Source organism: Pigmentiphaga sp. (genome assembly GCF_033795525.1).
In the GTDB taxonomy this organism is placed as follows: Bacteria; Pseudomonadota; Gammaproteobacteria; order Burkholderiales; family Burkholderiaceae_B; genus Pigmentiphaga.
The window spans coordinates 58511-81984 of record NZ_JARYGM010000009.1 but is presented as its reverse complement, the minus strand read 5'-3'; the positions used below and the strand labels follow the sequence as shown (position 1 = coordinate 81984).

Here is a 23474-nt window from a genome sequence, read left to right as displayed (position 1 = left end):
GTCCCCACGACGACGAAAAAGATCGAGGGGGCAGCGTGGCCCCCTCGAATAGTTGCTGACTTACCGTGTCGCTTCTGCCTTACCTGGAGCTAGCGGCGGCTGCGAATTTCCTCCATGTCGATCAGGTCCTGCTCCGTCAGACCCATGTGCGCGGCGTGGGCCAGGATGCGCTCGGTCGCGCCTACCTTGCCCCAGTGGCCGTGGTTGCGGATGGACCAGAGCTGGGCGTTCGGCAGCGATGCGGCGCGGCCCCGGCTGTTGGTGTTGCGCGAGTGCTGCTCGGCCTCGGCCACCTCGATCAGGAACTTCCTGACGATCGTGCGCAGGCGCTTCGTCTCCCGACGTATCGACTCGGGGATGGCATCCTCCACGTCCTCGATGGTGACGAGGTCAAAGTCGAAGGGCGCGACGCCATCGCGCAGCAGCTCGTGCAGGTGGTTCTCGACTTCCCCCATCGTCAGCGTGAGCATCTCGCCCTTGGCCGAGGTAGTCGGGGCGCGGCCCTTCGCGTTGAAGCCCGAGAGGTCGCGATGCATGAGCCAGTGCGCCACGTGGGCTGGGCCGTCGCCGTGGATGCGCTCGAAGAGTCCTTCGTAGTAGTCGCCATCGCGGGGCCTGGCCGGCGAGAACACCACGAACCAGCGGCGGTCTCCCGACGAGAGCTTGATCGCGTCCCGGTGGTTGGTGAAGCAGATCAGGTTCAGGTGGTTGTCGATCGTGTAGGTGACCTGGAACTTCTCCTCGATGCGCAGCTTCGGGTCCGTGATGACCGGCTTGAGCCGGTTGGCCACCTCCATGCGGCCCAGTGTCATGAGCTCGGAGACGATCGCGAGCTGGGCGCGCTCCTGCCACCCGGTCCACTTCTCGAGCAGCTCGTCGTTCTTGGGCTCGGCCACGTTCGCGTCACCGATGATGCGCCGCATGACCTCGCCGATGGCGCTCTTTCCTGTGCCCTCGACGCCCTGCAGCAGCAGCGCGAAGTGGATCTTCTCGTCGGGGTGCTGCACGAGGTGGGCGAGGTAGTCCAGGATCAGCCCGCGCTCCCTCTCGTCCGGCACGATGTAGGCCATGTGATCGAGGAACCACGACACGTCGCCCGGCACGGGGTTGATGCCACTGGGGCGCCACAGGTTGTACCTGCCGCCGTCCTCGCCGTCGGGCGTCTCGGCGGCCTGAGGCAGGTAGGTCAGCGACTCGAACTTGGGCACGAAGCCGCTGCTCTTCCAGACCTTGGACAGGATGTCGCCGCCCTCCCACAGGTGCGCGAACATCGACTTCCACTGCTCGGGCTTGTAGCGCTTGAGGTCGTGGCGGCGGATGAAGACGGAGGCGTCACCCACCCACACCCAGGCCGACTTCAGCGCGTCCAGGTCGGCGGTGTTCGCGGGTTGGCGCTTCCTGCCGCGCTTGCGCCCCGCTGCGGGCTCGCCGCTGTCTGCGGTCTCGAAGTCGTCGCCCGCGGCGGCGCGGTCGATCGGCGCCTTGCCCCGCTCGATGATGAGGCCGAACAGGTGCGCCACAGTGACCGGCCTGCCGCCGCGCGACGCAGTGGCGTGCAGCGAGTCCCACCGCTTGCCGATGACCTCGGCGTGGTCCTCGTAGCCCGCGCCCTCGGTGGACCAGTCGATGAACTCCTGCCGCCCCTCGCCCGCCGTGGCGTGGTGGCAGGCCATCATCAGGGTCAACCAGTCGTCGTGGGCGTCGAAGTCGTCGGGGTCCAGCATCTCCAGGTTGGCCGCGAGCACCTCGGGCGTGATCTCGCCCCAGCGGTCGTGCCCGTATCCCTCCGGCCTGTCCAGGCGGCGGATGCGCAGCAGGTCGAGCAAGGCATCCGGTACCTGCGGCGTCTCGTTCGGCCCGAGCAGCCAGAAGGCCGACACGTAGCGCCTGCCCGTGTCGGGGTGCACGGCGCCGGGCGCGACCACCTGGCCACCTACGGTCTTGAAGTCGATGCCGCGGTAGGCCGAGATCCCACCGACGGTGGGAACATCGGCAGGCTTGCGCAGGTAGTAGTGGTGGCCACCGCCGCCCGTGGTGACGTGCGGGAAGGCATCCAGATCCAGGCCCAGATCGGCGGCAAGCCTCGCGACGGACTCGTCGCCGCCGTTGCGCGGGTCCACGTCGATGACGAGGTCGGTCGGCCGCAGGCGCACACCCAGATTGCCCTCGCGGCGGCGCGCCTCGGCGATGACCTGCGTGGTGTCATAGGTGCGGCGCGGCCAGTCCTTGTCGCGCGGGGCCTTGCTGCCGCTGCGCAGGGGGATCAGCTCGTAGCCTGCGCGGGCCAGGAACTCGGCGTCCTCAAACGACGGCGTATCGCGGAGGGTGACGGCGGCATGATTGATGCGTTCATGCTTGCTCAGCCCTTTCTCCTGGGGCGACACCTCGCGCCCACGGTCTTGTCCGCCGTGGGCGTCTTCTTTTGCGTCCATGGTTTCAGCCCTCCGCGTTGGCGGTGCGGGCGGCGAGCATCGCGGCGCCGGCCTTGCGGACGCCTTCGCCCATCGGCTGGCCCTTGGCGTACTCGCGCAGGTCGCCCATGCGGTAGCGGATCAGTTTCGGGCCGATGCGGGTGAACTTGGGGCCCCCGCCCTGGCAGCGGTACCACGCGAGTGTCCCGTACTTGAGGCGGAGGAAGGCTGCGGCCTCCTGGGCGGTGGCGAGGGCGTCGTCGTGAAGGGTATGCAGCTCATCAAGCCGCTCTTTCGCGATGTGGGGTGGTTCGTAGGCGGGCATCTATGCGCTCCAGGCGGAAGTGACCACCGCAGCGGATGCCACGGGGTGACTGTGCCTGCTGTGCGTCGCAGAGATGGGCTGCCCCGATCGTCACGCCAGGGCTGGCCTCGGCTGTTTGGGCCACCGAAAGCCGAACGTCGGCGGCTGGTGGCGCCGACAGGTCAAATATTGCCCCAGATAGCCGGACGCAGATACCAGCGTTTTTATTTTGTCCAGACGAGCCCCGAAGGCTCGTTTATGGATCGGCGGCTCAGCATCAGGGCCGGACTGCCCGAACGCCGCACGGTCTGCCTGGTGAGACCGTGCGGCTGTTATTAGGCGGCTACTTCGAGCGCTTCCTCCTGCTGCTCCTCGTGTGCCGCGCGGGCTTCCACGTAGCGTGCAACAGCCATGGTCCACGTACCGACGACGAGGGCCGGCTTCAGCGACGTGCCGTCCAGTTCCATCGAGCCGGCCAGATGCCGCTCCATCGAAGCGAAGGGCCAGGCGTGGCCATACGCATCGCGCAGGCGCATGTAGTCAACGTAGCGCGGGATGTCGCCCTCGGGGTCCAGGCCCGCCTGCGCGGCATCCCAGCCGATCCGCTCACCGACGACGGCGCGCAGCTTGTAGGGGGCTTCCTCGTCGTCCAGAGCGTAGTCCGCGTCGGGCTCGGTCATCGCAAACCACGCGGCCGCGGCACGCACGCCATCGGTGGTCGTCATTTCGTCGCCGAAGTTGGTGATGCTGTCGAGGATGTTCGGGGTGGTCATTCTTTCTCTCCTGGGGAGTTGGTTGGTGGGCGCCGGGGCGTCCCCCAGCCGTCGCACGACAGGAGAGAGTGTCGAGTTTCCTGCAAGGGCAGTCTGCCATCGTTTGCGGACGGTGGGCGAATGACAACGGCCCTCGAATGATTATTGACGTGTAAATGCCCTCACGACTCTATGCTTTCCAAGGCAGTACAGTGATGCAGCAATAGCGAGATTCTTCACGGAGCATTTCATAGGCTAGGAGCCCAAATGAGAAAGACGCAAACCGCCGATCAAGCTGCCACCAAAGCAAATAAATTCTTCCAGGGCCGATGCACGGTGCGTGTCACCGACTATGGAAAAAGATTGACATTCGAGTCCCCTGAGTTCGAATCGAGAGAGGCTACAGAAGATCAGTTCTCTGATGTGGAACGCTTTGATCGCTTGCTGAATAACATCCAGGATGCGATGCAACGTCTAGCGACGAGCACATCAAGAAAATAGCCTTGCCAGTGCATCGGTATTGATCGTCTTCTTTAGTAAAGGGCCTTAGTCCTGATCTACCGACGCCAGGAACCGCCTGAGAGCGTGGAACGCCTTGCTGTCCGCCTGCCCATCGACCACGGCATCCTCGAAGTTGCCCGCCGTGGTCGTCACCCGCAGCCACGTTCGCTGCGATGCCGCGATCTTGCGGATCAGATCGGTCGGCACGATGAAGCCTTTGCGCGACTCCTTGGTCGCCGCGCCGAAGTCGCTGAAGTTTGTGAAGGGCTGCGCGTTGGACAGGTCGTAGACCTTCCCGTCGATGTTGATCTGCGCGCCGACGATCGCCTTCACTTCATTGAACAGGCTGACGACCAGGACCGACTCGGTCGGGTTCTTCGAGCTCCACTGCGCGCCCAGGCCCGTGCAGGTCATCGACTTGCAGGCGTTGCCGTGCGGGTTGATGGTGACGATGCGGGCGCCGTCGAAGCCGCTCTGGCTGACCCTGGGGCCGGTGCCTGAGGTCGTGGAGCAGCCGGCGAGTGCGGCCAGGGCGAGGATCGATGCGAGGGCGAGCTTGCGGGGCGTTCTTGTCATTTGTGCTCCTTGCGATGTCGTGGGCGGCGTCTTTATTGGCTTTGCGCCTCATGTGCCTATGGGCACCGTGCCTATAGGCCGTGGACTATAGGCTACAAGAAAAGCAGTCTTTCGCACATGGCGAGGGCGGAGATTGCGGACATCGGGCAGATATTCGGGGAGGTTCTACGACGGCACAGGTCGGAGCAGAACGTGTCCCAGGAGGAGCTCGCCTTTCAGGCGGGCGTTGACCGGACGTTCGTGTCGCGCCTCGAACGAGGCATCAGGCAGCCGACGATCACGACCTTGATAGGTATCGGCCAGGCACTCGGGGTGTCCGCTGCGGACTTGGTGCGGGAGACGGAGAAGGAGTACCTGCGTCAGCGCAAGTAGATGGGCGCAGCAGCCAACTCACGACGTGGGCGCGCAGCACCGTGTCGGTTTCGTGTTTGAGCGTGCCGGAAAAGAAAAACGCCCTAGGCCGCTTGGTGCCTAAGGCGTTGATCTGCTTGCAGAATTCTGGTGGCCTGGGGCGGAATCGAACCACCGACACGCGGATTTTCAATCCGCTGCTCTACCAACTGAGCTACCAGGCCGTGTACTTCTGCACCGCTGCTGCACAACGCAACGTTCACCAGCAGCAGAGAACGCAGGATATTACATACTTTTTTTTGGCCTTGCAAGGGGCGGCTCCCCGGGCCTTCCGGCGCCAGAAGGGCCCTGGCACGCGGATGGCCTCGGATTTCCTGCTACTGCGGAGAAATGCCGGCGGCCTTGATGATGTCCCCGAAAAGCTCCCGTTCGCGGACGATCAGGTCGGCGAATTCCTTGCCCTGCACATAGTCGATGGTCATTCCCATGTCGAGCAGCTTCTGCTTGGTTTCCTGGTCGTCCATCCCTTTCGCTACGGTCGCTTCCAGCCGTTGCAGAATCTCGGCCGGCGTGCCGCGCGGGGCGTAGATGCCCACGGAGCCAGGGGGCTCGACGCCGGTCAGCCCTTGTTCGGCACCGGTAGGCAGGTCTGGCAGGGAGGGCGAACGTTTGGGACGCAGCATGGCCAACGCCTTGATCTTGCCGGAACGCACATAGGGCGTCACATGCCCGATTGCGTCGTACATCACGTCCAGCGTGCCTCCGATCAGTTCAGTCATTGCCGGCACGGCACCCTGGTAGGGGACATGAATCATCCGGGTTCCGGTACGCGACATGAAAAGCTCGGCCGCCAGATGCTGCGGGCTGGCTATGCCGGCCGAACCGCACCGGACTTCGTTGGGATGGGCCTTGACGTAGGCAATGAACTCTTCCAGATTGTTCGCAGGAAAGTCCTTGCGTACGACCAGCGCCAATCCCCCGGACAGCACCCCCCACACCGGCACGAGATCGGTTTTGGGATCGTAGGGTAGCTTGTTGAACAACCAAGGGGCGACCGTCAGCGGCGTCGGCACGCTGACCAGCAGGGTGTAACCGTCGGCGGCAGACTTGGCGACAAACGCTGCGCCGACAGTGCCTCCGGCTCCGGTTCGGCTTTCGACCACGGCGGGCTGTTTCCAAGCGGCGTCGAGCTTTTGGGCGATGATGCGCGCGACAACGTCGACCGGCGAGCCCACGGCGTATGGATTGATGAGCCTGATGGCGCGTGACGGGTAGTCGTGGGCCGAAGCCGCGTTGCCCCAGCCAGGCAGCAAACCGGTGGCCAGCCCGGTAATTCCAAGTACGGCACGCCGCCGATTCCTGTCGACGGAAGTTCTTGCTTCCATGTTGTCTCCTGTTCCTTGTCGTGTTCTGGTTGCGCTGGCTCAACGATCCAGCGAGAAGATCGGAACCCTTGGACGCTCTGCCATCAGGTCCCGGCGGACGCGCAGGCGTTGGCCCGCGCGTAGGTCCGAATGGGTAACGCTGGCTAGAAGAACGAGCATTCGTACCCGTTCGTCCAGATCCACCAATGCCTGCACCAGCGGTTCTTGCGTACCCGCCGGCGCCACCGTGCGCGCAACTGTCCATGCGGTCAGCGTTGCGCTTCCGGAGACCTCTCGCCACGCCAGATTGCGCGAGCCGGTGTAAACGCTGACGGGTCGGGGGAAATGCTGGAACCGGCCGGTGTCGCAGCAGTACTGCAGGACGAGCCGCCCGGATTCCAGCCCATCCCAATAAGGCGAGGTGTCGAAGTAGCGGTAGCCCCGGCCTGGCCTGTCTATTGCGGCAGCGGTCATTTCACTAGCACCATCGCGTTGCTCATCATCCAGTTGCGCGCATGCGGTATGCCGCCGATCCCGGTAACGAGGCAGTTGGAGACTCCGGAAACTTGCAGCGAACCGGCTTCGCCGTACATCTGCCTGACCGCCTCCACCAAGGACAATCCGCCGGCGGCCAGGCCCGGCTGGCCGACGGACAATTGCCCGCCGCCGGTGTTGATCGGCAAATCCCCCTGCGGTCCGAAGTCGTGCGACATGACGAAATCCGCCCCCTGGCCTTCGGCGCAAAAGCCGATTTGTTCGAGCTGCAGCAGCAGCGCGATGGAAAAGTCGTCATACAGCTGCAGCATGTCCAGATCGCCAGTACGCAGACCCGCCTGGCTCAGCGCACGTGGCCCGGCTATTTCAAAGCCTGTGCTGAGCGGATCGGGAGTCGGATCCGTGGCCCGGTGATTCGTGCGTTCTGCATATGAGGCGATGCGCACCCCTTTGACGAAGCCATGCCGGTTGGCCGTGCGCTCGTCCATCATCAGGATGGCATTGGCGCCGTCGCAGAACATCACGGAATCCAACAAACGCAGCGGATCGGAGACCAGGCGGGCGTGCCGGTAATCGTCAACGGTGAGCGGACGCTTGAGCTTGGTACAGGCGTGCTCGTTCAACAATGCGTTCCGGCGCTGCGTCACGACGATGCGCGCCAGCGCTTCACCGGGATCGCCATGTCGGCTTTGGTAGATGTTCTGCAGCAGCCCGAACGCCCCCAGCGGACGGACCAGGCCGGTAGGATTCTGGAACTCCGCCCGATAGCCGCGGTATTCCGACGAGTTTTCGGTACTCGGCGCATCGGCGCCCAATACCATTGCGGCGGAGCACTGGCCGGCCCGAATGGCATGCGCAGCGGCAGCCACCCCCGACAGGAACGATGACCCGCCCATACTGCTCGTCTGCAGCCAATCCACCTCGAGACCGAGGATCTCGGCAAGATATGCGGTGTGGAAGGGATTGGTGGCCTCGCTCAGTGCAGCCGTCGCACAAAAGCCGTCTATGCGGTTTTTGTCGAAGCCGGTGCGTTGAAGCAACTGTGCGAATGCCTCTCCCGCCAGCTCGTATGCACTGCGCCCCGACGCGTGGACAACGGGCGTTTCGGCATAGCCGACGATGTAGATCCCGGCGTCCATGCTCATCTCACTCCGCCGGTCCTGCCGCAAGAAACGCGGCGCGCATCTTCCGCCGTGCCAGCTTGCCGCTGTCTTCGCGCGGCAACTGTTCGACGAGATGGATCTGTTTCGGTGTTCGCAGGGTCCCCAGGCGGGTGCGGACATGCTCCCGCAGCTCTTCTTGGCCAACTGCGCCGGGATGCCGCGGTTCCACGACCGCTGCGATGGCTTCGCCCAGGTCCGGATCGGGTATGCCGAAAACGATTCCGTCCCGCACTTCCGGATGGGCGATCAGGCACTCCTCCACTTCGGCGGGGAATATATTCACCCCCCCGGAGATCACCATGTCCTTCTTCCGGTCGCAGATCCACAGGAAACCATCGGCATCGCGATAGCCGATGTCGCCCAGCGTGACCCATTCGCCGCGCTTGAGCTCGCTGTTCGCTTCCGGTTGATTGCGGTAAGACACCAGAGGGGCGACGTCGCTCAGCACCATGATCTCGCCGGTTTCGCCCGGTCCGAGCGGCTCGCCCGAATCCGCCACGATCTTCAGTTGGACGCCCCCTGGCGGCACGCCTACCGACCCGGGATGAGCCAACCATTGCTCCGATGTGCAAGCAGTGATGATGCCGGTTTCCGTGGCCGCGTAGTACTCCATGAACACCGGCCCCCACCATTCGATCATTGCCCGCTTGATATCCACCGGGCACAGCGCCGAACCGTGCGCGACCGCGCGCAGCGACGAAGGATCGAAAGACGCTTTCCTCTCTTCGGGCAGGCTCAGCAATCGCTTGAACATGGTCGGCACCGCGTGGAGATGGGAAATGCGATGCCTCTGGATAAGATCGAGCAGTTCTCCGGCATCGAACTTGGGCTGCAACACCAGCAGTTCGCCATGGCGGACGCAATTGGCGGCATACGTATGCGGTGCGGAGTGGTACAGGGGCCCCGTCATCACGGCGCGAATGGGGCGTATCTCGAGCCCGTGCGCCAGTCGTCCTGTTCGCGCGAACTGCTCGGTCAGCGCTTCGGACCCACGCGCGCGGACGACGCCTTTGGGCTTGCCGGTGCTGCCTGACGTGTAGAGCAGCCGGAACGCGGGCGGCATAGGGTCCGCGACGTCTTCGTCGCTATGGACCAGCCACTGTTCGTATTCCGCCAGTCCCTCCGGCGCGCGTTGCGCCTCGGCGGGGATCCGATGGCTGGCAGCGAGCTCGGCCGGCACTTCGACCACCACGGCATGGCATGCCCGCGGCAGGCGGTCCCTGACGCGTTCGAACAGGTCCGCATGCGCGAAGATTGCGCGGGCTTCGCTGTCTTCGAGGATGTACTGCAGTTCGTCGACCGAGGCATGCCAGTTCATCGGTACGGCCGTCACGCCGGCACGCTCAGCCGCCAGGCTTATCTCGATGAAAGGGAAGTCATTGCGCATCAGGATGGCGATCGTCTGGCCGCGGCCGAGCCCCAGTGCGCGAATACCCGCCGCCGCGCGCTTGATACGACGCTCCAGCTCTTGCCCGCTGCGCACGCGCTCGCCACTTATCAGTGTCGCAAGCATCGTCGATCTCCTACTCGACACGCACGAGCAGTCGGCCGGCAACGCGGCCTTCCAGCAAGTCGCGAGCGCCGTCGATGGCTGCGGCAAGGGGCACTTCGGTCGCCATGTCGGCGATGACGGAAGCGTCCAGGTCGGTCGCCAGCCGGGCCCAGGCGGCCGACCGCTCCGGCGGCGGCGCCATGACGCTGTCGATGCCCGCCAACGTCACGCCACGCAAGATGAACGGGGCGACGGTGGCAGGAAAGTCGATGCCCTGCGCCAGGCCGCAGGCGGCCACCGTTCCGCGGTAGCGCGTCTGCGCGCAGGCGTTGGCCAACGTGTGAGAGCCAACCGAGTCGATCACGCCCGCCCATCGCTCTTTCTGCAAGGGCTTGCCTGGCTGGGAAAGCTCATCGCGATGAAGGATTTCCGCCGCCCCCAGGCGCTTGAGCCGGTCCGCCTCTTCCGGACGGCCGGTGGAAGCCACGACGCGATACCCTTTGCGCGCCAGCAGGGCCGTAGCGAAGCCGCCCACGCCGCCACCCGCGCCCGTGACGAGGATATCGCCCTGCGACGGCTCGACGCCATGACGCTCCAGCGCCAACACGCACAGCATGGCCGTATAGCCGGCGGTCCCGATCGCCATCGCCGTGCGAGTGGTCAGCGAATCAGGCAGGCGGATCAAATGCGCAGCAGGCACCCGGGCTTTGGTACTCAACCCGCCAAACAGGGCCTCGCCGTGTCCCCAGCCGTTGAGCACCACCCGCTGGCCCGGCGAAAACTCGCCGTGCCTGCTGCTTTCCACGGTACCGGCGAAATCGATGCCCGGAACCATGGGAAATTTCCGGACCACGGGCGAGCGCCCCAGAATGGCCAGGGCATCCTTGTAGTTCAAGGTGGACCACTCTACCCGTACCTCTACCTCTCCTTCGCCCAGCAGGGCATCGTCCAATTCGCGCAGCGAAGCCTGCGTCCCCGATTCAGTTTTTTCCAGCCACAGTGCTTTGAACATTTCACCTTCCAGTAATAGACTGGTCGTCTATAAAAAACAAAACACGTCCCCGCTCGGATCGCCAAAGCGATCCGCGGCTCTTCCCTGCCTTCAAGCGCCTTCTTAGGCCGCGAGGTCTACGAAGGCAAAATCCGGTCGAAAAACAAGTTTGCAAATCGATCGAGAGGCGCCACGCTTCGCGTCAGCTTGGCCCGCAATATCGCGCCTTCCCAACCGATCCAGAAAAACTCCGCGATCGCGTTGACGTCCGCGTCGGCCGAGAGCTGGCCCCTATCCTGCGCCTGGGCCAGCACGCCGGCCACCCGCGCCTGCCATGACTGCAGCACTGACTCGAGCCTGGCGCGGAAATCGTCGTTCAAGCCTGCCAGTTCCTGCCCCATATTGCCGATCAGGCAACCGCGCTGGAATTGATAGCGCTCCATCGCGCGCGTTGCTTCCTCGACGAACGCTTTCAATCGCTCGATGGGAGGACGCGAAGTATCGCCAAACAACCGATCCAGCTTCTTCGCAAAATACTCTGCGTAGTTGTCGATAACGGCTTGGCCGAAGGCCTGCTTGCTTTCGAAGTAGTGGTAGAACGAACCCTTAGGGACGCCTACCCGCTTCAACACCTCTTCGATGCCCGTGGCGTGGAATCCTTGCTCGGTCAGAATCTCGGTCCCGCAACGCACTAGCGCCATGCGGGTGTCGGACACTGCCGCGCCGCTGGCCCGCCGGCCGCGGCGCCCCGGCTTTGCAGGCGAGGAAGGCTCGGATAGACCGGCGCCAGCGCCGGGGCGGGAAAAAAGGTCATGCGTTGTCATGGCGCAATACTAGACCGGTCGTCTCTAACTGGACAATCAGGGTTTACGCGCCACCTGTCCCACGCGACCCCGCGTCGCACCCTCCACCCTCCCCAGCCCTTATAATGGTGGGTGGCCCTCCATTCGTGGCCTTTTCTGCCCATGTCCGTCGACGTTCTTACTTTTGGCTTGAACCACGTTTCCGCCCCGGTCTCGGTGCGGGAACGGGTATCGCTGCCGCTGGAGCTGGTCCGCCCGGCCCTGGCGGGACTGCGGTCGGCCTTCGGCGGGGCGGTGCGGGAAGCGGCCATCCTGTCCACCTGTAACCGCACGGAAATCTACTGTGCGGCAGAACCCGCCGTGGCCGAGCACCTGCCGGCCTGGCTGGCAGAGTATCGCGAGTTCGACAGCAGGTCGCTACAGCCGCACCTGTATCGCCACATGCACCACGACGCCGTGCGGCACGCGTTCCGCGTGGCCAGCGGCCTGGATTCCATGGTGCTGGGCGAGCCGCAAATCCTCGGGCAGATGAAGGACGCGGTACGCGCCGCCGAGGAAGCGGGCGCGATGGGCACCCTGCTGCACCAGTTGTTCCAGCGCACGTTCTCGGTGGCCAAGGAAGTCCGTTCGCAAACGGCAATCGGCGCGCAGTCGGTGTCGATGGCCGCGGCCGCGGCGCGGCTGGCCGAACGGGTATTCGGCGACCTGGCCGAAGTCAATGTGCTGCTGATCGGCGCAGGCGAGATGATCGAGCTCTGTGCGACGCACCTGGCTGCGCATCATCCCAAGAAGATGGTGGTGGCCAATCGCACGGTGGAACGGGCCGAGAGCCTGGCCTCGAAGTTCTCGGCTGGCGCCATGCGCCTGTCGGAGCTCCCCGAAAAGCTTGCCGAGTTCGACGTGGTGGTGTCCAGCACGGCGAGCTCGCTGCCTATCCTCGGGCTGGGCATGGTCGAACGCGCCACCAAGACGCGCCGCCATCGCCCCATGGTGATGATCGACCTCGCCGTGCCGCGCGACATCGAACCGGAGGTGGGCCGGCTGAACGACATCTACCTATATTCGGTGGATGACCTGGGCCGGCTGGTCCAGAACGCGTCCGACGCGCGCAAGGCCGCCGTGGTGCAGGCCGAGGCGATTATCGAGACGCGGGTCCAGAATTTCATGCACTGGATGGATACGCGCACGATCGTGCCGGTCATCCGCGACCTGCATCAGGCGGCCGACGCCATGCGGCAGGCCGAGCTGGAACGCGCCCGCAAGGCGCTCGCGCGGGGCGATGCCCCGGAACAGGTCCTGGAACAATTGGCGCACGGGCTGACCCAGAAATACCTGCATGGCCCGCTGTCCGCCCTCAACCATAGCGAAGGCGCCGACCGCCAACAGTTGCTGGCCTGGTTGCCGCGCCTGTTCTCGTCGCGAAAAAGTTGAGCCCACCCCTACGCGTTTCGCGCGCCCCGTCGAGGGGGCGGCACTGGCGGACCGGCAAAGCCGGACCCGCCGTGCCCAGGGTCGATTCGATCGATCCGCGCGCAGCGCGTTGCAAGCAGCGCTCTGGAAAATTTTGATATGAAAGCATCGATGCGGTCCCGGCTCGAGCAGCTGACTCGACGCCTCGCCGAACTTGACGCCTTGCTGGCGGCGCCCGAAACCGCCGGCGACATGGATACCTTCCGCAAGCTCTCGCGCGAACGGTCTGAGATCGAGCCGGTAGCCAATGGCTTCCGGCAATACGTGGCAACCGAGACTGACATGGATACGGCCCAGCAGATGCTGGACGATCCGGACATGAAGGCCATGGCCGAGGAAGAGTTGCGCGCGGGCAAGGATAGGCTGGAGGAGCTGGAGAGCGACCTGCGCATCTTGCTGCTCCCGCGCGACCCGGACGACAGCCGCAGTCTGTTCCTGGAGATCCGCGCGGGCACGGGCGGCGACGAGAGCGCGCTGTTCGCCGGGGACCTGCTGCGCATGTACACCCGCTATGCCGAGCGCAATCGCTGGCAAGTGGAAATCATGTCCATGAGCGAGTCCGAGCTCGGCGGCTACAAGGAAGTGATCGCGCGCATTGCCGGCGACGGCGCCTACGGACGGCTGAAGTTCGAGTCGGGCGGCCACCGCGTGCAGCGGGTGCCGGCCACCGAAACGCAGGGTCGCATCCATACTTCTGCGTGCACGGTGGCCATCATGCCCGAGGCGGACGAGGTGGCCGAGGTCCAGATCAACCCCGCCGAACTGCGCATCGATACGTTCCGGGCCAGCGGCGCGGGCGGGCAGCACATCAACAAGACGGACTCGGCGGTGCGCATTACCCACCTGCCGACGGGCATCGTGGTCGAATGCCAGGACGACCGTTCGCAGCATCGCAACCGCGACAAGGCCATGAAAGTGCTGGCCGCGCGCATCAAGGACAAGGAGCAGCGCGAGCGCCAGGCCAAGGAAGCGGCGCATCGCAAGAGCCTGGTCGGGTCGGGCGACCGGTCCGAGCGCATCCGTACCTATAACTTCCCGCAAGGCCGGGTGACCGACCACCGGATCAACCTTACCCTGTACAAGCTGCAGAACGTGCTCGATGGCGACCTGGACGAGCTGATTTCGGCACTGGCTTCGGAACACCAGGCCGAGCTGCTTGCGGCCCTGGGCGACGACTGAAGACCATGGCGGCCTGCGCGCGCGACTTGATCGAGGGCTGCGGATTGCCGCGGCTGGAGGCGCGCATGTTGCTCGAGCGGGCGCTGGACGTTAACCGTGCCTGGCTTATTGCCCACGACGCCGATCCGCTGCCGGACGAACGGGTCGCGGTCTTCCGGGAGTGGGCCGGCCGGCGCCTGCGGGGCGAGCCCATGGCCTACCTGCTGGGGGAGCGCGAGTTCATGGGCCACGTTTTCCAGGTAACGCCGGCAGTGCTGATTCCTCGCCCGGAAACGGAACTGCTGGTAGAAACCGCGCTGGCGGACTTGCGCGACCGGCCGGCGCCGCGGGTCCTGGACCTGGGCACGGGCAGCGGCGCCATTGCCATCGCCATCGCGCTGGCCCGGCCCGACGCCCGGGTCGAGGCCACCGACTTGAGCCCGGACGCCCTGGGCGTGGCCGCCGCCAATGCCGACCGGCTGGGCGCGGCGGTCGCGCTGCACCAGGGCGACTGGTATGAGGCCTTGAAGCATCGCGATGCGGCTCCCATCTATGATCTGATCGTATCCAACCCGCCCTACATCGCCGCGGATGACGCCCACCTATCCCAGGGCGACCTGCGCTACGAACCTGCCACGGCGTTGACGGATCGCGCGGACGGCTTGCAGGCGTTGCGGGCCATCGTGGCGGGCGCGCCGGCGTGGCTGCGCCGCGGCGGCGCCTTGTGGGTCGAGCACGGCTGGGACCAGGCGGCGCAGGTGCGCGACTTGCTGACGGCGGCTGGACTCTGCGGCGTCGGCAGCCGGCGCGACCTGGCGGGCATCGAGCGGATTTCCGGCGGATACCTATAATCGACCTATCACCTTTCTTTCCGTACGAGGATCGCCATGAGCGACGTCCAAGATTTCATTCGACAAACCGTTACCGAGAATCCCGTGGTGCTGTTCATGAAAGGCACCGCCCAGTTCCCCCAGTGCGGCTTTTCCGGCCGGGCCATCCAGCTGCTCAAGGCCAACGGCGTGCGGCAGGTGACCACCGTCAACGTGCTGGAAGACGACGAGGTGCGCCAGGGGATCAAGGAATTCTCGAACTGGCCGACCATCCCGCAGCTCTATATCAAGGGCGAGTTCGTCGGCGGCTCGGACATCCTGGCCGAACTGCACGAAACGGGCGAGCTCAAGCAGTTGCTGGCCGACGCCGGCGTGCTGGCCTGATACCCACACCCGGCACGGCGCCATGAAGATCTACCTTGCCGGGCCGGACGTCTTCCGGGCCGACGCCCAGGCGCACGGCGAACGGCTCAAGCAGCTTTGCGCCCGCCATGGGTTCGAGGGCCTGTTCCCGCTCGATACGCCGGCTCCCCGCGGCGCGGGCAAGGAGGCCGCGGACGCTATCTACCGCGCCAACCTGCAACTGCTGGACGGGGCCGACATCGTCATGGCGAACCTTGCACCGTTCCGCGGCCACGAGCCCGACTCCGGCACCGCCTTCGAGGTGGGCTATGCGGCGGCCCGGGGCAAACAGGTGTGGGCCTATACTGAGGACGGACGGGAGCTGATCCAACGCGTGGCCACGCACGTCGGCCCCGATGGCAGCCCTGCCGACGACCACGGCTTCCGCGTCGAAGATTTCGGGCTGAGCGTAAACCTCATGCTGGCGTGCAGCGTCACCCTCGTCCATGGCGGCGCCGAAGACTGCCTGCGCAGCATCGCCGCGGCACAGCCCGCAACCCCCCTATCCACGGAGACGGCATGAGCATCCCGCGCAATGCGATTATTGGCTTGGCGCTCGCCGCCGTACTTCACGCCCCGCTGGCAGCGGCAGCCGACCCGGCCGCCGTGGAGACGGAAACCCGGATGCTCAAGACCCTGCTGTCTGCCATCGAAGCCAAGAACTACCAGCAGTTCGTAGCCGTGGGCAGCAGCGATTTCGCCAAGCTCGATCGCGGGCAGTTCGACGCCGTGGCTGCGCAGCTGGGCCCGCGCCTGCATGCGGGCTACCAAGTGCAGCGGCTGGGGGACTACCGCCAGCAAGCGTACGAGTTCTCGCTCTGGAAAATCACTTTCAAGGATGGCGGCGACGATTTGATCGGCACGCTGAACCTGCAGGAAGGCAAGGTCGGCGGCTTCGTGCTGCGCTGATCAGGCCCCGCGCGGGGCGGGCGCCGGCAGGCGGCGTACCCAGAACGCGTAGATGGCCAGCGCCGACAGCGCGCAGGCCGCCATGATGCCGGTAATGGCGCGGGCGCTGTGGCCGTCGTAGAGGAAAGTCACCAGGGCGCCGGACAGCGCGCCGACCCCCATCATCACGCAGCTGACCACCGCCGACGCAACGCCGGCCACTTCAGGCAGCGGCTCGACCGCCGCATGCGAAGCGTTGGGCGCAATCATGCCGAACGAGAACGTGTTGATCATCAGCAGCGGCACCAGGGTCCAGGCCGAGAGCGCCCCGGTGAACCCCATTATCGCGAGCAACACGCTGGTCGAGCTGGACAAGGCCAGGCCCGTGGACAGTAGTTTGTGAGGCGCCACGCCGCGCGCGTTCAGGCGCCCATTGATCAGCGAGGCCGCCATGATCCCGAATGCTGTCATCGCGAACACCACGCCGAATGCCTGGGGAGACATGCCCAGCAGCTGCATCATCAAGAGCGGCGAACCGGTGATGTAGGCGAACTGGCAACCGAAGGTCAATGCGTTGACCAGCGTGTTGCCCAGGCAGGTGGGATTGCGCAGCACCCGCATGTACGTACGCAGCAGGGAACCCACCGTCCCGCGGGCCGCGATGGTACCGGCTGGCCGCGTTTCGCTCATGCCGAGATACACCGCCAAGGTCGAGGCCAGGCCGGCCAGCGCCATGACGCCGTAGATCGAGCGCCATCCCGCGAAGTACATGACCCAGCTGCCCAGCGTCGGGGCGATCATGGGCGCGACGATGCGCATCGTGGCGACGTACGATAGCCGGGCTCGCGCAATGTGGCCCTGGAACAAGTCGCGCACGATGGTCAGCGCCATGACCGAGCCCGCGCCGGCGCCTACGCCTTGCAGGACCCGGAACGCCAGCAGCAAGGCCAGGTTGGGCGCCAGCGCACAGGCCGCGCTGGCCGCCGAAAACAGCACGCCGCCGAACAGGACGATGGGCCGCCTGCCGTAGCGGTCGGCCAGGGGACCATAAGCGAGCGGCGCGATGGCGAAACCCGCGAGGAACAGGCTGAGGGTAAGCGCCGCGCTGGAAGGCGGGACATCGAGATCGGCGCCGATGGCCGCCAGCGCGGGCAGCGCCATGTCAGTGGACAGAGCCGGCAACGCGGACAAAGCAGCCAGAAGCAGCACGAACGCCGCGGAGTCGGGACGGATACGCATGGCGGACAGTTTACCGTGTCCGATCGCCGCTGCGGCCCGCTGCGACGCGCCTGGGGCACCGCGGCACTTGCTTGGTGCGGCGCACAAGGTTGGACGCGTCCGATGGGGCCGATGCACGCCGGCGGGGCGGCTCGCGGACGTGGACATGCATCTCCAAGTCATTGATCAGAAACGAGTTATTCCGCCCACCGCCCGTTCTTTCTGCAAATGGCACACCTATTGCTTGAAGCGCATCACCGGCCAACGCAGGCCGGCAGACAACTCAGTGGTAGGAACAACGACGTTCCGCAGCGACCAAGGCTTGGCCCTGGACGCGCGGGACGTTTTTTTTTGCCTGGAGCGCCGGATGAAACTGAACACCTCGAACGACGCGTTGCCCGCCGTGGCAGCCTCCCCCGCACCGGCTGGCCCCGACAACCGGCGTCGCAAGCTGCTGGGCACCGGTGCGGCGGCAGGCATCATGAGCCTGGTCGATCCCCTGGTGCGCGCCGGCGCGTGGGCCGCGGGATCGGACGCGCCGGAAAAAACCGACGTCAAGATAGGGTTCATTCCCTTGACCGACTGCGCCTCGGTCGTGATGGCGGCGGCGCTGGGACTGGACAAGAAGCACGGCGTGAAGATCACGCCGGTCAAGGAAGCCTCGTGGCCCGGCGTACGGGACAAGCTGGTCAACGGCGAACTCGATCTGGCCCATGTCCTGTACGGCCTGCTGTATGGGGTGCAATTGGGCGTCGCGGGCCCGCGCAAGGACATGGCGGTGCTGATGAGCTTGAGCAACAACGGCCAGGCCATCACCATTTCCAACAAGCTGAAGGAAAAAGGAGCGCGCGACGGCGCCTCGCTGGCCAAGCTGATGCAAAGCGAGAAAGGCGACTACACCTTTGCGCAGACCTTCCCGACCGGCACCCATGCCATGTGGCTTTATTACTGGCTGGCCGCCTACGGCGTCCACCCCATGCGCGATGCCAAGGTGATCACCGTCCCCCCGCCGCAGATGGTGGCGAACATGCGGGTGGGGAACATGGACGGCTTCTGTGTCGGCGAGCCGTGGAACGCGCGCGCCATCATGGACAAGATCGGCTATACCGCCACCACCACGCAGGCCATCTGGACCGACCATCCCGAGAAAGTCCTCGGCACCACGGCGGAATTCGTACAGCGCTATCCCAACACCGCCCGCGCGGTCACCGCGGCGGTGCTGGAAGCCGGCAAGTTCATCGATGCATCCGCAGCCAACCGCCGCAAGACAGCCGAGACCATTGCCGCCAAGTCCTATGTGAACACCGCGCTCGACGTAATCCTGGACCGCATGCTGGGCCGCTACGCCGACGGATTGGGCAAGACCTGGGACGACGCCCACGCGATGACCTTCTTCAACGATGGCGCAGCCAACTTCCCTTATCTGTCGGACGGCATGTGGTTCCTGACCCAGCAAAAGCGCTGGGGCCTGCTCAAGAGCCATCCCGACTACCTGGCTACGGCCCGGCAGGTCAACCGCATCGACATCTACAGGCAGGCGGCAAGCGCGGCAGGTGTACCGCTCCCCGCTTCCGAGATGCGCTCGTCCAAACTTATCGACGGCGTGGTGTGGGACGGCAAGAATCCCGCCGCCTACGCCGACGGCTTCAAGATCCACGCTTCCTAAGCCCTTGCGCCCAGGAGTCTCATCATGACCGCCACGGTTCGCTCCCTTCCCACCGCCGCCCCCGCGGCGACGCCCGTCGCCGAGGTCATCGACCTGCATGCCAACGTTTCCGCCGCCGCAAGCGCCACTCCGCCGGCCGCCGCAAGCCGCCCGCCGTTGTTGGCGCGGCTCGACTGGCGCAGCCTCTGGGAAACCTTGGTCAAGACGGTGGCGGGCCCTTGCCTGGGCTTTGCGCTGCTGGTGCTGGGATGGCAATTGGTTGCCAATGCCATTCCCGAGATCCCCTCGCCCGGCGTCACGGGCCGCGCCGCACTGGAACTGTTCTCGGACCCCTTCTACGACAACGGCCCCAATGACCAGGGCATAGGCTGGAACCTGCTGTCGTCGCTGCGCCGGGTCGCGATCGGTTTCGGCCTGGCCGCGCTGGTCGGCATTCCCGCGGGCTTCATCATCGGCCGCTTCGCCGCGGTCAGCGCCGTCGTCTCGCCAGTGATCAGCCTGCTGCGGCCGGTGTCGCCACTGGCCTGGTTGCCGCTTGGATTGCTGCTGTTCAAGGCCGCCAACCTGGCGGCGATCTGGGCCATCTTCATTTGCTCGATCTGGCCGATGATCATCAACACCGCGGTCGGCGTGTCGCGCGTGCCGCAGGACTACATGAACGTCGCCCGGGTGCTGAAGCTGTCGGAATGGAAGATCATGACGCGGGTGCTGTTCCCCGCCGTGCTGCCCTACATGCTGACGGGCGTGCGGCTCTCCATCAGCACCGCCTGGCTGGTGATCGTGGCCGCCGAGATGCTGACCGGAGGCGTGGGTATCGGCTTCTGGCTCTGGGACGAATGGAACAACCTGAAGGTCGAGCACATCGTTATCGCGATTTTCGTGATCGGCGCGGTGGGCCTGATCCTGGAATGGATGCTGACCCAGCTGGTCAAGCGATTCACCTACGCCGACTGAACCCGGGAGCGCTTCATGGAAAGATTCCTCAGCATTGAAAACGTGGGCCAGGTGTTCAAGACCCGCAAGGGCGATTTCGTGGCCCTGCGCGACATCGACCTGGCGGTCGCCAAGGGCGAGTTCATATCCCTGATCGGCCATTCCGGCTGCGGCAAGTCGACCCTGCTCAATCTCGTCGCAGGGCTGACCCGCCCCACCTCGGGCGTGCTGCTGTGCGCCGGCCGGGAGATCGACGGCCCGGGCCCTGACCGCGCGGTCGTTTTCCAGAACCATTCGCTGCTGCCTTGGCTGAGCTGCTACAAGAACATCCACTTGGGCGTCGAACGTGTGTTCGGCGCCAGCGAAAGCAAGGCGCGGCTGCGGGAACGCACGCTGGCGGCGCTGGAGCTGGTGGGGCTGGGGCACGCCGAGCACAAGCTGCCCCATGAAATATCCGGAGGCATGAAACAGCGCGTCGGCATTGCGCGGGCCCTGGCCATCGAGCCCGACGTGCTGCTGATGGACGAACCCTTCGGCGCGCTGGATGCGCTGACGCGCGCCCACCTGCAAGACGAACTGCTGGAGATCGTCTCCAAGACGAAAAGCACGGTCATTATGGTCACGCACGATGTCGACGAAGCGGTCCTGCTGTCGGACCGGATCGTCATGATGACCAACGGACCGGCGGCCACCATAGGCGAGACCCTCGAAGTGCGCCTGCCGCGGCCGCGGCATCGGGTCGCGCTGGCGGACGACGAGCACTACCATGCCTGCCGGGCGGCGGTCATCGACTTCCTGTACCGCAAGCAAAGCCATCCTGCCCGGCGCGAGGCCGCGTGACGGCCGGCGGCACGCCGCCGCGCACGCGGCGAGACGCGGGGCGCTATATTTGCATGAGAGGCGGCGCGCCGCCCGCCCCGGATTTACCGGCGATTGCCTGAACCAGACCCATGCCCCGAGTCCTGCTCGTCAACGATACCGAGAAGCCCATCGCCGAGCTGCGCGAGGCCTTGCAGCGCGCGGGTTACGAGATCATGGCCGACGTCGCGCACGCCCGCGCGCTGCTGCATGCGGTCGAGACCCAACGGCCCGACGTGATCATCATCGACACCGAATCGCCCACCCGGGACACGCTGGAACAGCTGGCGGTCATGAATGCCGCCGCACCGCGCCCGGTGGTCATGTTCTCCGACGTGGCCGACCAATCCATCATCCGCGCCGCGGTCCGGGCCGGCGTCACGACCTATGTGGTCGACGGCATGGCGCCGGCCAAGCTGGCGCCCATCCTGGAAGTGGCCTGTGCCCGGTTCGACGAGGAGGACAAGCTGCGCCGCCGGCTGGCGGATGTCGAACAGCAGCTGGCCGACCGCAAGGATATCGACCGCGCCAAGGGCTGGCTGATGGACAAGCGCGGGTTGAGCGAGACCGAGGCCTTCGAGCTGCTGCGCGGCCAGGCCATGAAGCAAGGCGCCAAGCTGGGAGACGTCGCGCGGCAGCTGCTGTCGATGTCCGACCTGCTGGGTTAACGACCGGAGAATTCCCGATGTCCCTTTCCTCTCCTTCCACGACGCCTGCGGGCCACGCGGTCGCCGGATCCGATGCGCCGGAAAAGCGGCAGGTGCGCGTAGGATTCATTGCACTGACCGACTGCGCCCCCCTGGTGATCGCGGTGGCCAAGGGGTATGACCGCAAGTACGGGCTGGAAATCATTCTGCAGCGCCAGCCGTCGTGGGCGGCGGTGCGCGACAAGCTGCTGACGGGCGAGCTCGATGCCTCGCATGCGCTGTACGGACTCGGCTACGGCATACAGCTGGGCCTGGGCGGCCCGCGGCACGACATGGCCATACTGATGTCGCTCAACCAGGGCGGCCAGGCCATCACCCTGTCGCAGGCGCTGGCTTCCCGTGCGCGCGACGGCGCGTCCCTGGCACGCTTCATCCACGGATCGGAAGCCCGGTACACCTTTGCGCACACTTTCCCGACCGGCTCGCACGCCATGCTGCTCTACTACTGGCTGGCCGCGTACGGCATCGACCCGCTGCGCGACGTGCGCAGCGTCGTCATCCCGCCGCCCCAGATGGCCGATGCGCTGCGTCGCGGCGACGTGGACGGCTATTGCGTGGGCGAGCCCTGGAACGCGCTGGCGCAAAGCGAAGGCAAGGGCTTTACCGTCGCGCTGACCTCCGAGGTCTGGCCTCACCACCCCGAGAAGGTGCTGGCCTGCACCCGCGACTTCGCCGACCGCCATCCGCATACGGCGCGAGCGCTCATCATGGCGCTGCTGGAGGCATGCCGCTACCTCGACGTTCCCGCCCACCGGGAAGAAGCGGCTTCCTGGCTGGCGCTGCCCGACTTCGTCGACGCCCCGCGCGAGGTCATCGCCTCGCGCCTGCTGCCGGAGAAGGCACCGGACGGCAGCGCCCCCGGCATACGCTTCTTTGCCGACGGCCAGGCCAATTTCCCCTACCTGTCGGACGGCATGTGGCTGCTGACGCAGTACCGGCGCTGGGGCATGCTACGGGACGAGCCGGACTACCTGGCAGTGGCGCGGGCCATCAACCGGCTCGACCTGTATCGCGAAGCGGCCTCGCAGCTTGGTGTCGCCGTGCCGGCCGACACCAAGCGGTCGAGCCGGTTGATCGACGGCAAGATTTGGGACGGCGGCGACGCGGCTGCGTATGCGGGCGGCTTCGACATCAAAGCCTAATGGCGGTCGGCAAGCCGGTGGGTACTGGGATGAAACAGGTCCTCCGGCTTCATGGTGCGCGAAAGCAGGCCGTCCGTTTCCGAGTAGCGCAGCATGGCGTCAAGTTCGTGCCGGCTGGCAGTCAATCCATAGGCCCACATCCTGTCGCCCATGACCTCGCGGGCGCGGGCCGTATCCGCCGCAATCCAAGGCAGCGCAACGCGATTGATATTGGCCTGCCCCAACTCGGTCAGCGCCTGCGCCTTGGCGGTGGTGAAGGCATCGTAGACCTCCCTCGGCAGCCAAGGGTACGCTTCACAGAGTTCGCGGCGAATCACCACGGTGTGCATGATGGGAAAAATGCCGGTTCGACGGAAATAGGCTTGTTCGACCGCCACGTGGTCGGGAAAAAGACGGCCCACCAATTCTGGGTGCGTATGCATCGAAGCCGGTACGGGCGGCACAATCAGCGCATCCAGCTCTCCCGCGATCAACATGCCGTTCAATGTCTTGTGTGCCGCTATCGGTTGCAGGTCTATGCCTGGCGGCGGTTGAATGCGGGTCCGTTCGCCGGCGGTAGAGGGGACGTCCAGTCCACCGGTACGCCAGCGGACTCGCGCCGTGTCCAGCCCGTGCTCGTCGCGCAGGATGCCGCGAACCCATAGCCCGGCCGTCTGCTGGTACTGGATGACGCCGACCTGCTTGTCCGCCAGATCCGCTCCGCATGCAATGGCCCGATCTTTGCGGATGTAGATCGATGAGTGGCGGAATGCCCGCGACAGATAGACGGGGATCGCCACGTAGTCCTGGTCGCCTCGCGAGGCTGCGACCAGGTAGCTCGACATCGATAGCTCGGCAATATCGAATGCTTTGTCGTTCAACGTGCGCCGGAAGATATCCTGCGCTCCGCCCGGCAGCGGGATGACGTCACAACCATTGATCGGAATGCGGCCGTCCAGGATAGCCTGCGTGCGGTCGGTCACCGTAGTGGCAACCGTCACCCTGAGTTTGGCCATGCGC

25 protein-coding genes and 1 tRNA gene are annotated in these 23474 nt (G+C 65.5%); 13 read left to right on the top strand and 13 right to left on the bottom strand.

The annotated features are described in order from the left end of the window. Window positions 1-89: 89 nt before the first annotated feature. The 3 genes from QHC78_RS17350 to QHC78_RS17340 all read right to left on the bottom strand — a co-directional run bounded on the left by QHC78_RS17350 (window position 90) and on the right by QHC78_RS17340 (window position 3488). Window positions 90-2432, bottom strand: a complete 2343-nt coding sequence (locus QHC78_RS17350; protein ID WP_319746763.1) for a bifunctional DNA primase/polymerase — start codon at window positions 2430-2432, stop codon at window positions 90-92. A 4-nt stretch (window positions 2433-2436) separates the two neighbouring features. Further along, on the bottom strand, window positions 2437-2736 hold the full coding sequence (locus QHC78_RS17345) for a helix-turn-helix domain-containing protein (RefSeq protein WP_319746761.1): 300 nt from the start codon (window positions 2734-2736) through the stop codon (window positions 2437-2439). Window positions 2737-3050: 314 nt separating this feature from the next. After that, window positions 3051-3488 carry a hypothetical protein gene (locus tag QHC78_RS17340; RefSeq protein WP_319746759.1) on the bottom strand — a complete coding sequence of 146 codons (438 nt, stop codon included), beginning with the start codon at window positions 3486-3488 and terminating at the stop codon, window positions 3051-3053. Between the two features lie 246 nt (window positions 3489-3734). Here QHC78_RS17340 and QHC78_RS17335 point away from each other — a divergent pair, with 246 nt between their 5' ends. Further along, entirely contained in the window at window positions 3735-3968 is a 234-nt protein-coding gene (locus QHC78_RS17335) for a hypothetical protein (RefSeq protein ID WP_319746757.1), read from the top strand. A 45-nt stretch (window positions 3969-4013) separates the two neighbouring features. Here QHC78_RS17335 and QHC78_RS17330 read toward each other — a convergent pair whose 3' ends face one another. Continuing rightward, window positions 4014-4544 (bottom strand): hypothetical protein, encoded by a 531-nt coding sequence (locus QHC78_RS17330; protein WP_319746755.1) that lies wholly within the window; start codon window positions 4542-4544, stop codon window positions 4014-4016. 117 nt (window positions 4545-4661) lie between these two features. Between QHC78_RS17330 and QHC78_RS17325 the strand changes: the two genes are divergently transcribed. Continuing rightward, on the top strand, window positions 4662-4916 hold the full coding sequence (locus QHC78_RS17325) for a helix-turn-helix domain-containing protein (protein WP_319746753.1): 255 nt from the start codon (window positions 4662-4664) through the stop codon (window positions 4914-4916). Window positions 4917-5043: 127 nt separating this feature from the next. On the opposite strand, the gene QHC78_RS17320 is transcribed toward QHC78_RS17325, so the two are convergent. The 7 genes from QHC78_RS17320 to acuR all read right to left on the bottom strand — a co-directional run bounded on the left by QHC78_RS17320 (window position 5044) and on the right by acuR (window position 11224). Further along, window positions 5044-5119, bottom strand: a tRNA-Phe gene (locus QHC78_RS17320). A gap of 153 nt (window positions 5120-5272) precedes the next feature. Next, window positions 5273-6280 carry a Bug family tripartite tricarboxylate transporter substrate binding protein gene (locus tag QHC78_RS17315; protein WP_319746751.1) on the bottom strand — a complete coding sequence of 336 codons (1008 nt, stop codon included), beginning with the start codon at window positions 6278-6280 and terminating at the stop codon, window positions 5273-5275. Between the two features lie 39 nt (window positions 6281-6319). Continuing rightward, on the bottom strand, window positions 6320-6733 hold the full coding sequence (locus QHC78_RS17310; protein WP_319746748.1) for a Zn-ribbon domain-containing OB-fold protein: 414 nt from the start codon (window positions 6731-6733) through the stop codon (window positions 6320-6322). Then, window positions 6730-7899, bottom strand: a complete 1170-nt coding sequence (locus QHC78_RS17305; protein ID WP_319746746.1) for a thiolase family protein — start codon at window positions 7897-7899, stop codon at window positions 6730-6732. Before QHC78_RS17305 ends, QHC78_RS17310 begins: the two co-directional genes overlap by 4 nt. Window position 7900: 1 nt before the next feature. Continuing rightward, complete coding sequence (locus QHC78_RS17300) at window positions 7901-9430, bottom strand: AMP-binding protein (protein ID WP_319746744.1); 1530 nt, start codon at window positions 9428-9430, stop codon at window positions 7901-7903. 10 nt (window positions 9431-9440) lie between these two features. Beyond that, complete coding sequence (gene acuI / locus QHC78_RS17295) at window positions 9441-10421, bottom strand: acrylyl-CoA reductase (NADPH) (protein ID WP_319746742.1); 981 nt, start codon at window positions 10419-10421, stop codon at window positions 9441-9443. Window positions 10422-10537: 116 nt separating this feature from the next. Continuing rightward, a complete protein-coding gene (gene acuR, locus QHC78_RS17290; protein ID WP_495886039.1) occupies window positions 10538-11224 on the bottom strand; it encodes an acrylate utilization transcriptional regulator AcuR in 687 nt (228 codons plus the stop codon). 141 nt (window positions 11225-11365) lie between these two features. Between acuR and hemA the strand changes: the two genes are divergently transcribed. From hemA to QHC78_RS17260, 6 genes are all read left to right on the top strand, one after another. Then, window positions 11366-12634, top strand: coding sequence for a glutamyl-tRNA reductase (gene hemA / locus QHC78_RS17285; RefSeq protein ID WP_319746738.1), 1269 nt, complete (start codon window positions 11366-11368; stop codon window positions 12632-12634). A gap of 138 nt (window positions 12635-12772) precedes the next feature. Beyond that, the gene (gene prfA / locus QHC78_RS17280; protein WP_319746736.1) at window positions 12773-13852 is read left to right on the top strand and encodes a peptide chain release factor 1; all 1080 of its coding nucleotides are present in this window, start codon (window positions 12773-12775) and stop codon (window positions 13850-13852) included. Between the two features lie 5 nt (window positions 13853-13857). Beyond that, entirely contained in the window at window positions 13858-14682 is an 825-nt protein-coding gene (prmC, locus tag QHC78_RS17275; RefSeq protein ID WP_319746734.1) for a peptide chain release factor N(5)-glutamine methyltransferase, read from the top strand. 36 nt (window positions 14683-14718) lie between these two features. Continuing rightward, the gene (grxD, locus tag QHC78_RS17270) at window positions 14719-15045 is read left to right on the top strand and encodes a Grx4 family monothiol glutaredoxin (RefSeq protein ID WP_319746732.1); all 327 of its coding nucleotides are present in this window, start codon (window positions 14719-14721) and stop codon (window positions 15043-15045) included. 22 nt (window positions 15046-15067) lie between these two features. Beyond that, window positions 15068-15586 (top strand): nucleoside 2-deoxyribosyltransferase, encoded by a 519-nt coding sequence (locus QHC78_RS17265; protein ID WP_319746730.1) that lies wholly within the window; start codon window positions 15068-15070, stop codon window positions 15584-15586. Further along, on the top strand, window positions 15583-15972 hold the full coding sequence (locus tag QHC78_RS17260) for a hypothetical protein (RefSeq protein WP_319746728.1): 390 nt from the start codon (window positions 15583-15585) through the stop codon (window positions 15970-15972). The genes QHC78_RS17265 and QHC78_RS17260 overlap by 4 nt, the downstream gene beginning before the upstream one ends. Here QHC78_RS17260 and QHC78_RS17255 read toward each other — a convergent pair whose 3' ends face one another. Beyond that, window positions 15973-17337 carry a multidrug effflux MFS transporter gene (locus QHC78_RS17255; RefSeq protein ID WP_319746726.1) on the bottom strand — a complete coding sequence of 455 codons (1365 nt, stop codon included), beginning with the start codon at window positions 17335-17337 and terminating at the stop codon, window positions 15973-15975. Between the two features lie 199 nt (window positions 17338-17536). On the opposite strand from QHC78_RS17255, the gene QHC78_RS17250 reads away from it, so the two are divergent. The 5 genes from QHC78_RS17250 (at window position 17537) to QHC78_RS17230 (ending at window position 22475) form a co-directional block, all read left to right on the top strand. Further along, window positions 17537-18835 (top strand): CmpA/NrtA family ABC transporter substrate-binding protein, encoded by a 1299-nt coding sequence (locus QHC78_RS17250; RefSeq protein WP_319746724.1) that lies wholly within the window; start codon window positions 17537-17539, stop codon window positions 18833-18835. 24 nt (window positions 18836-18859) lie between these two features. Further along, window positions 18860-19789, top strand: a complete 930-nt coding sequence (gene ntrB / locus QHC78_RS17245; protein ID WP_319746722.1) for a nitrate ABC transporter permease — start codon at window positions 18860-18862, stop codon at window positions 19787-19789. Window positions 19790-19804: 15 nt separating this feature from the next. Further along, window positions 19805-20608: an ABC transporter ATP-binding protein gene (locus tag QHC78_RS17240; protein WP_319746721.1), complete on the top strand. Its 804-nt coding sequence runs from the start codon at window positions 19805-19807 to the stop codon at window positions 20606-20608. Between the two features lie 110 nt (window positions 20609-20718). Then, on the top strand, window positions 20719-21294 hold the full coding sequence (locus tag QHC78_RS17235; RefSeq protein ID WP_319746719.1) for an ANTAR domain-containing response regulator: 576 nt from the start codon (window positions 20719-20721) through the stop codon (window positions 21292-21294). A 17-nt stretch (window positions 21295-21311) separates the two neighbouring features. Then, window positions 21312-22475, top strand: coding sequence for a CmpA/NrtA family ABC transporter substrate-binding protein (locus QHC78_RS17230; RefSeq protein WP_319746717.1), 1164 nt, complete (start codon window positions 21312-21314; stop codon window positions 22473-22475). On the opposite strand, the gene QHC78_RS17225 is transcribed toward QHC78_RS17230, so the two are convergent. Next, window positions 22472-23470 (bottom strand): ABC transporter substrate-binding protein, encoded by a 999-nt coding sequence (locus QHC78_RS17225; protein ID WP_319746715.1) that lies wholly within the window; start codon window positions 23468-23470, stop codon window positions 22472-22474. The genes QHC78_RS17230 and QHC78_RS17225 overlap by 4 nt on opposite strands. Between the last annotated feature and the right edge of the window lie 4 nt (window positions 23471-23474).

Coding starts and splice junctions, on each gene's coding strand:
- QHC78_RS17350 (WP_319746763.1), bottom strand. CDS start 2,432: ATGGACGCAAAAGAAGACGCCCACGGCGGACAAGACCGTGGGCGCGAG.
- QHC78_RS17345 (WP_319746761.1), bottom strand. CDS start 2,736: ATGCCCGCCTACGAACCACCCCACATCGCGAAAGAGCGGCTTGATGAG.
- QHC78_RS17340 (WP_319746759.1), bottom strand. CDS start 3,488: ATGACCACCCCGAACATCCTCGACAGCATCACCAACTTCGGCGACGAA.
- QHC78_RS17335 (WP_319746757.1), top strand. CDS start 3,735: ATGAGAAAGACGCAAACCGCCGATCAAGCTGCCACCAAAGCAAATAAA.
- QHC78_RS17330 (WP_319746755.1), bottom strand. CDS start 4,544: ATGACAAGAACGCCCCGCAAGCTCGCCCTCGCATCGATCCTCGCCCTG.
- QHC78_RS17325 (WP_319746753.1), top strand. CDS start 4,662: ATGGCGAGGGCGGAGATTGCGGACATCGGGCAGATATTCGGGGAGGTT.
- QHC78_RS17315 (WP_319746751.1), bottom strand. CDS start 6,280: ATGGAAGCAAGAACTTCCGTCGACAGGAATCGGCGGCGTGCCGTACTT.
- QHC78_RS17310 (WP_319746748.1), bottom strand. CDS start 6,733: ATGACCGCTGCCGCAATAGACAGGCCAGGCCGGGGCTACCGCTACTTC.
- QHC78_RS17305 (WP_319746746.1), bottom strand. CDS start 7,899: ATGAGCATGGACGCCGGGATCTACATCGTCGGCTATGCCGAAACGCCC.
- QHC78_RS17300 (WP_319746744.1), bottom strand. CDS start 9,430: ATGCTTGCGACACTGATAAGTGGCGAGCGCGTGCGCAGCGGGCAAGAG.
- acuI (WP_319746742.1), bottom strand. CDS start 10,421: ATGTTCAAAGCACTGTGGCTGGAAAAAACTGAATCGGGGACGCAGGCT.
- acuR (WP_495886039.1), bottom strand. CDS start 11,224: ATGACAACGCATGACCTTTTTTCCCGCCCCGGCGCTGGCGCCGGTCTA.
- hemA (WP_319746738.1), top strand. CDS start 11,366: ATGTCCGTCGACGTTCTTACTTTTGGCTTGAACCACGTTTCCGCCCCG.
- prfA (WP_319746736.1), top strand. CDS start 12,773: ATGAAAGCATCGATGCGGTCCCGGCTCGAGCAGCTGACTCGACGCCTC.
- prmC (WP_319746734.1), top strand. CDS start 13,858: ATGGCGGCCTGCGCGCGCGACTTGATCGAGGGCTGCGGATTGCCGCGG.
- grxD (WP_319746732.1), top strand. CDS start 14,719: ATGAGCGACGTCCAAGATTTCATTCGACAAACCGTTACCGAGAATCCC.
- QHC78_RS17265 (WP_319746730.1), top strand. CDS start 15,068: ATGAAGATCTACCTTGCCGGGCCGGACGTCTTCCGGGCCGACGCCCAG.
- QHC78_RS17260 (WP_319746728.1), top strand. CDS start 15,583: ATGAGCATCCCGCGCAATGCGATTATTGGCTTGGCGCTCGCCGCCGTA.
- QHC78_RS17255 (WP_319746726.1), bottom strand. CDS start 17,337: ATGTCCACGTCCGCGAGCCGCCCCGCCGGCGTGCATCGGCCCCATCGG.
- QHC78_RS17250 (WP_319746724.1), top strand. CDS start 17,537: ATGAAACTGAACACCTCGAACGACGCGTTGCCCGCCGTGGCAGCCTCC.
- ntrB (WP_319746722.1), top strand. CDS start 18,860: ATGACCGCCACGGTTCGCTCCCTTCCCACCGCCGCCCCCGCGGCGACG.
- QHC78_RS17240 (WP_319746721.1), top strand. CDS start 19,805: ATGGAAAGATTCCTCAGCATTGAAAACGTGGGCCAGGTGTTCAAGACC.
- QHC78_RS17235 (WP_319746719.1), top strand. CDS start 20,719: ATGCCCCGAGTCCTGCTCGTCAACGATACCGAGAAGCCCATCGCCGAG.
- QHC78_RS17230 (WP_319746717.1), top strand. CDS start 21,312: ATGTCCCTTTCCTCTCCTTCCACGACGCCTGCGGGCCACGCGGTCGCC.
- QHC78_RS17225 (WP_319746715.1), bottom strand. CDS start 23,470: ATGGCCAAACTCAGGGTGACGGTTGCCACTACGGTGACCGACCGCACG.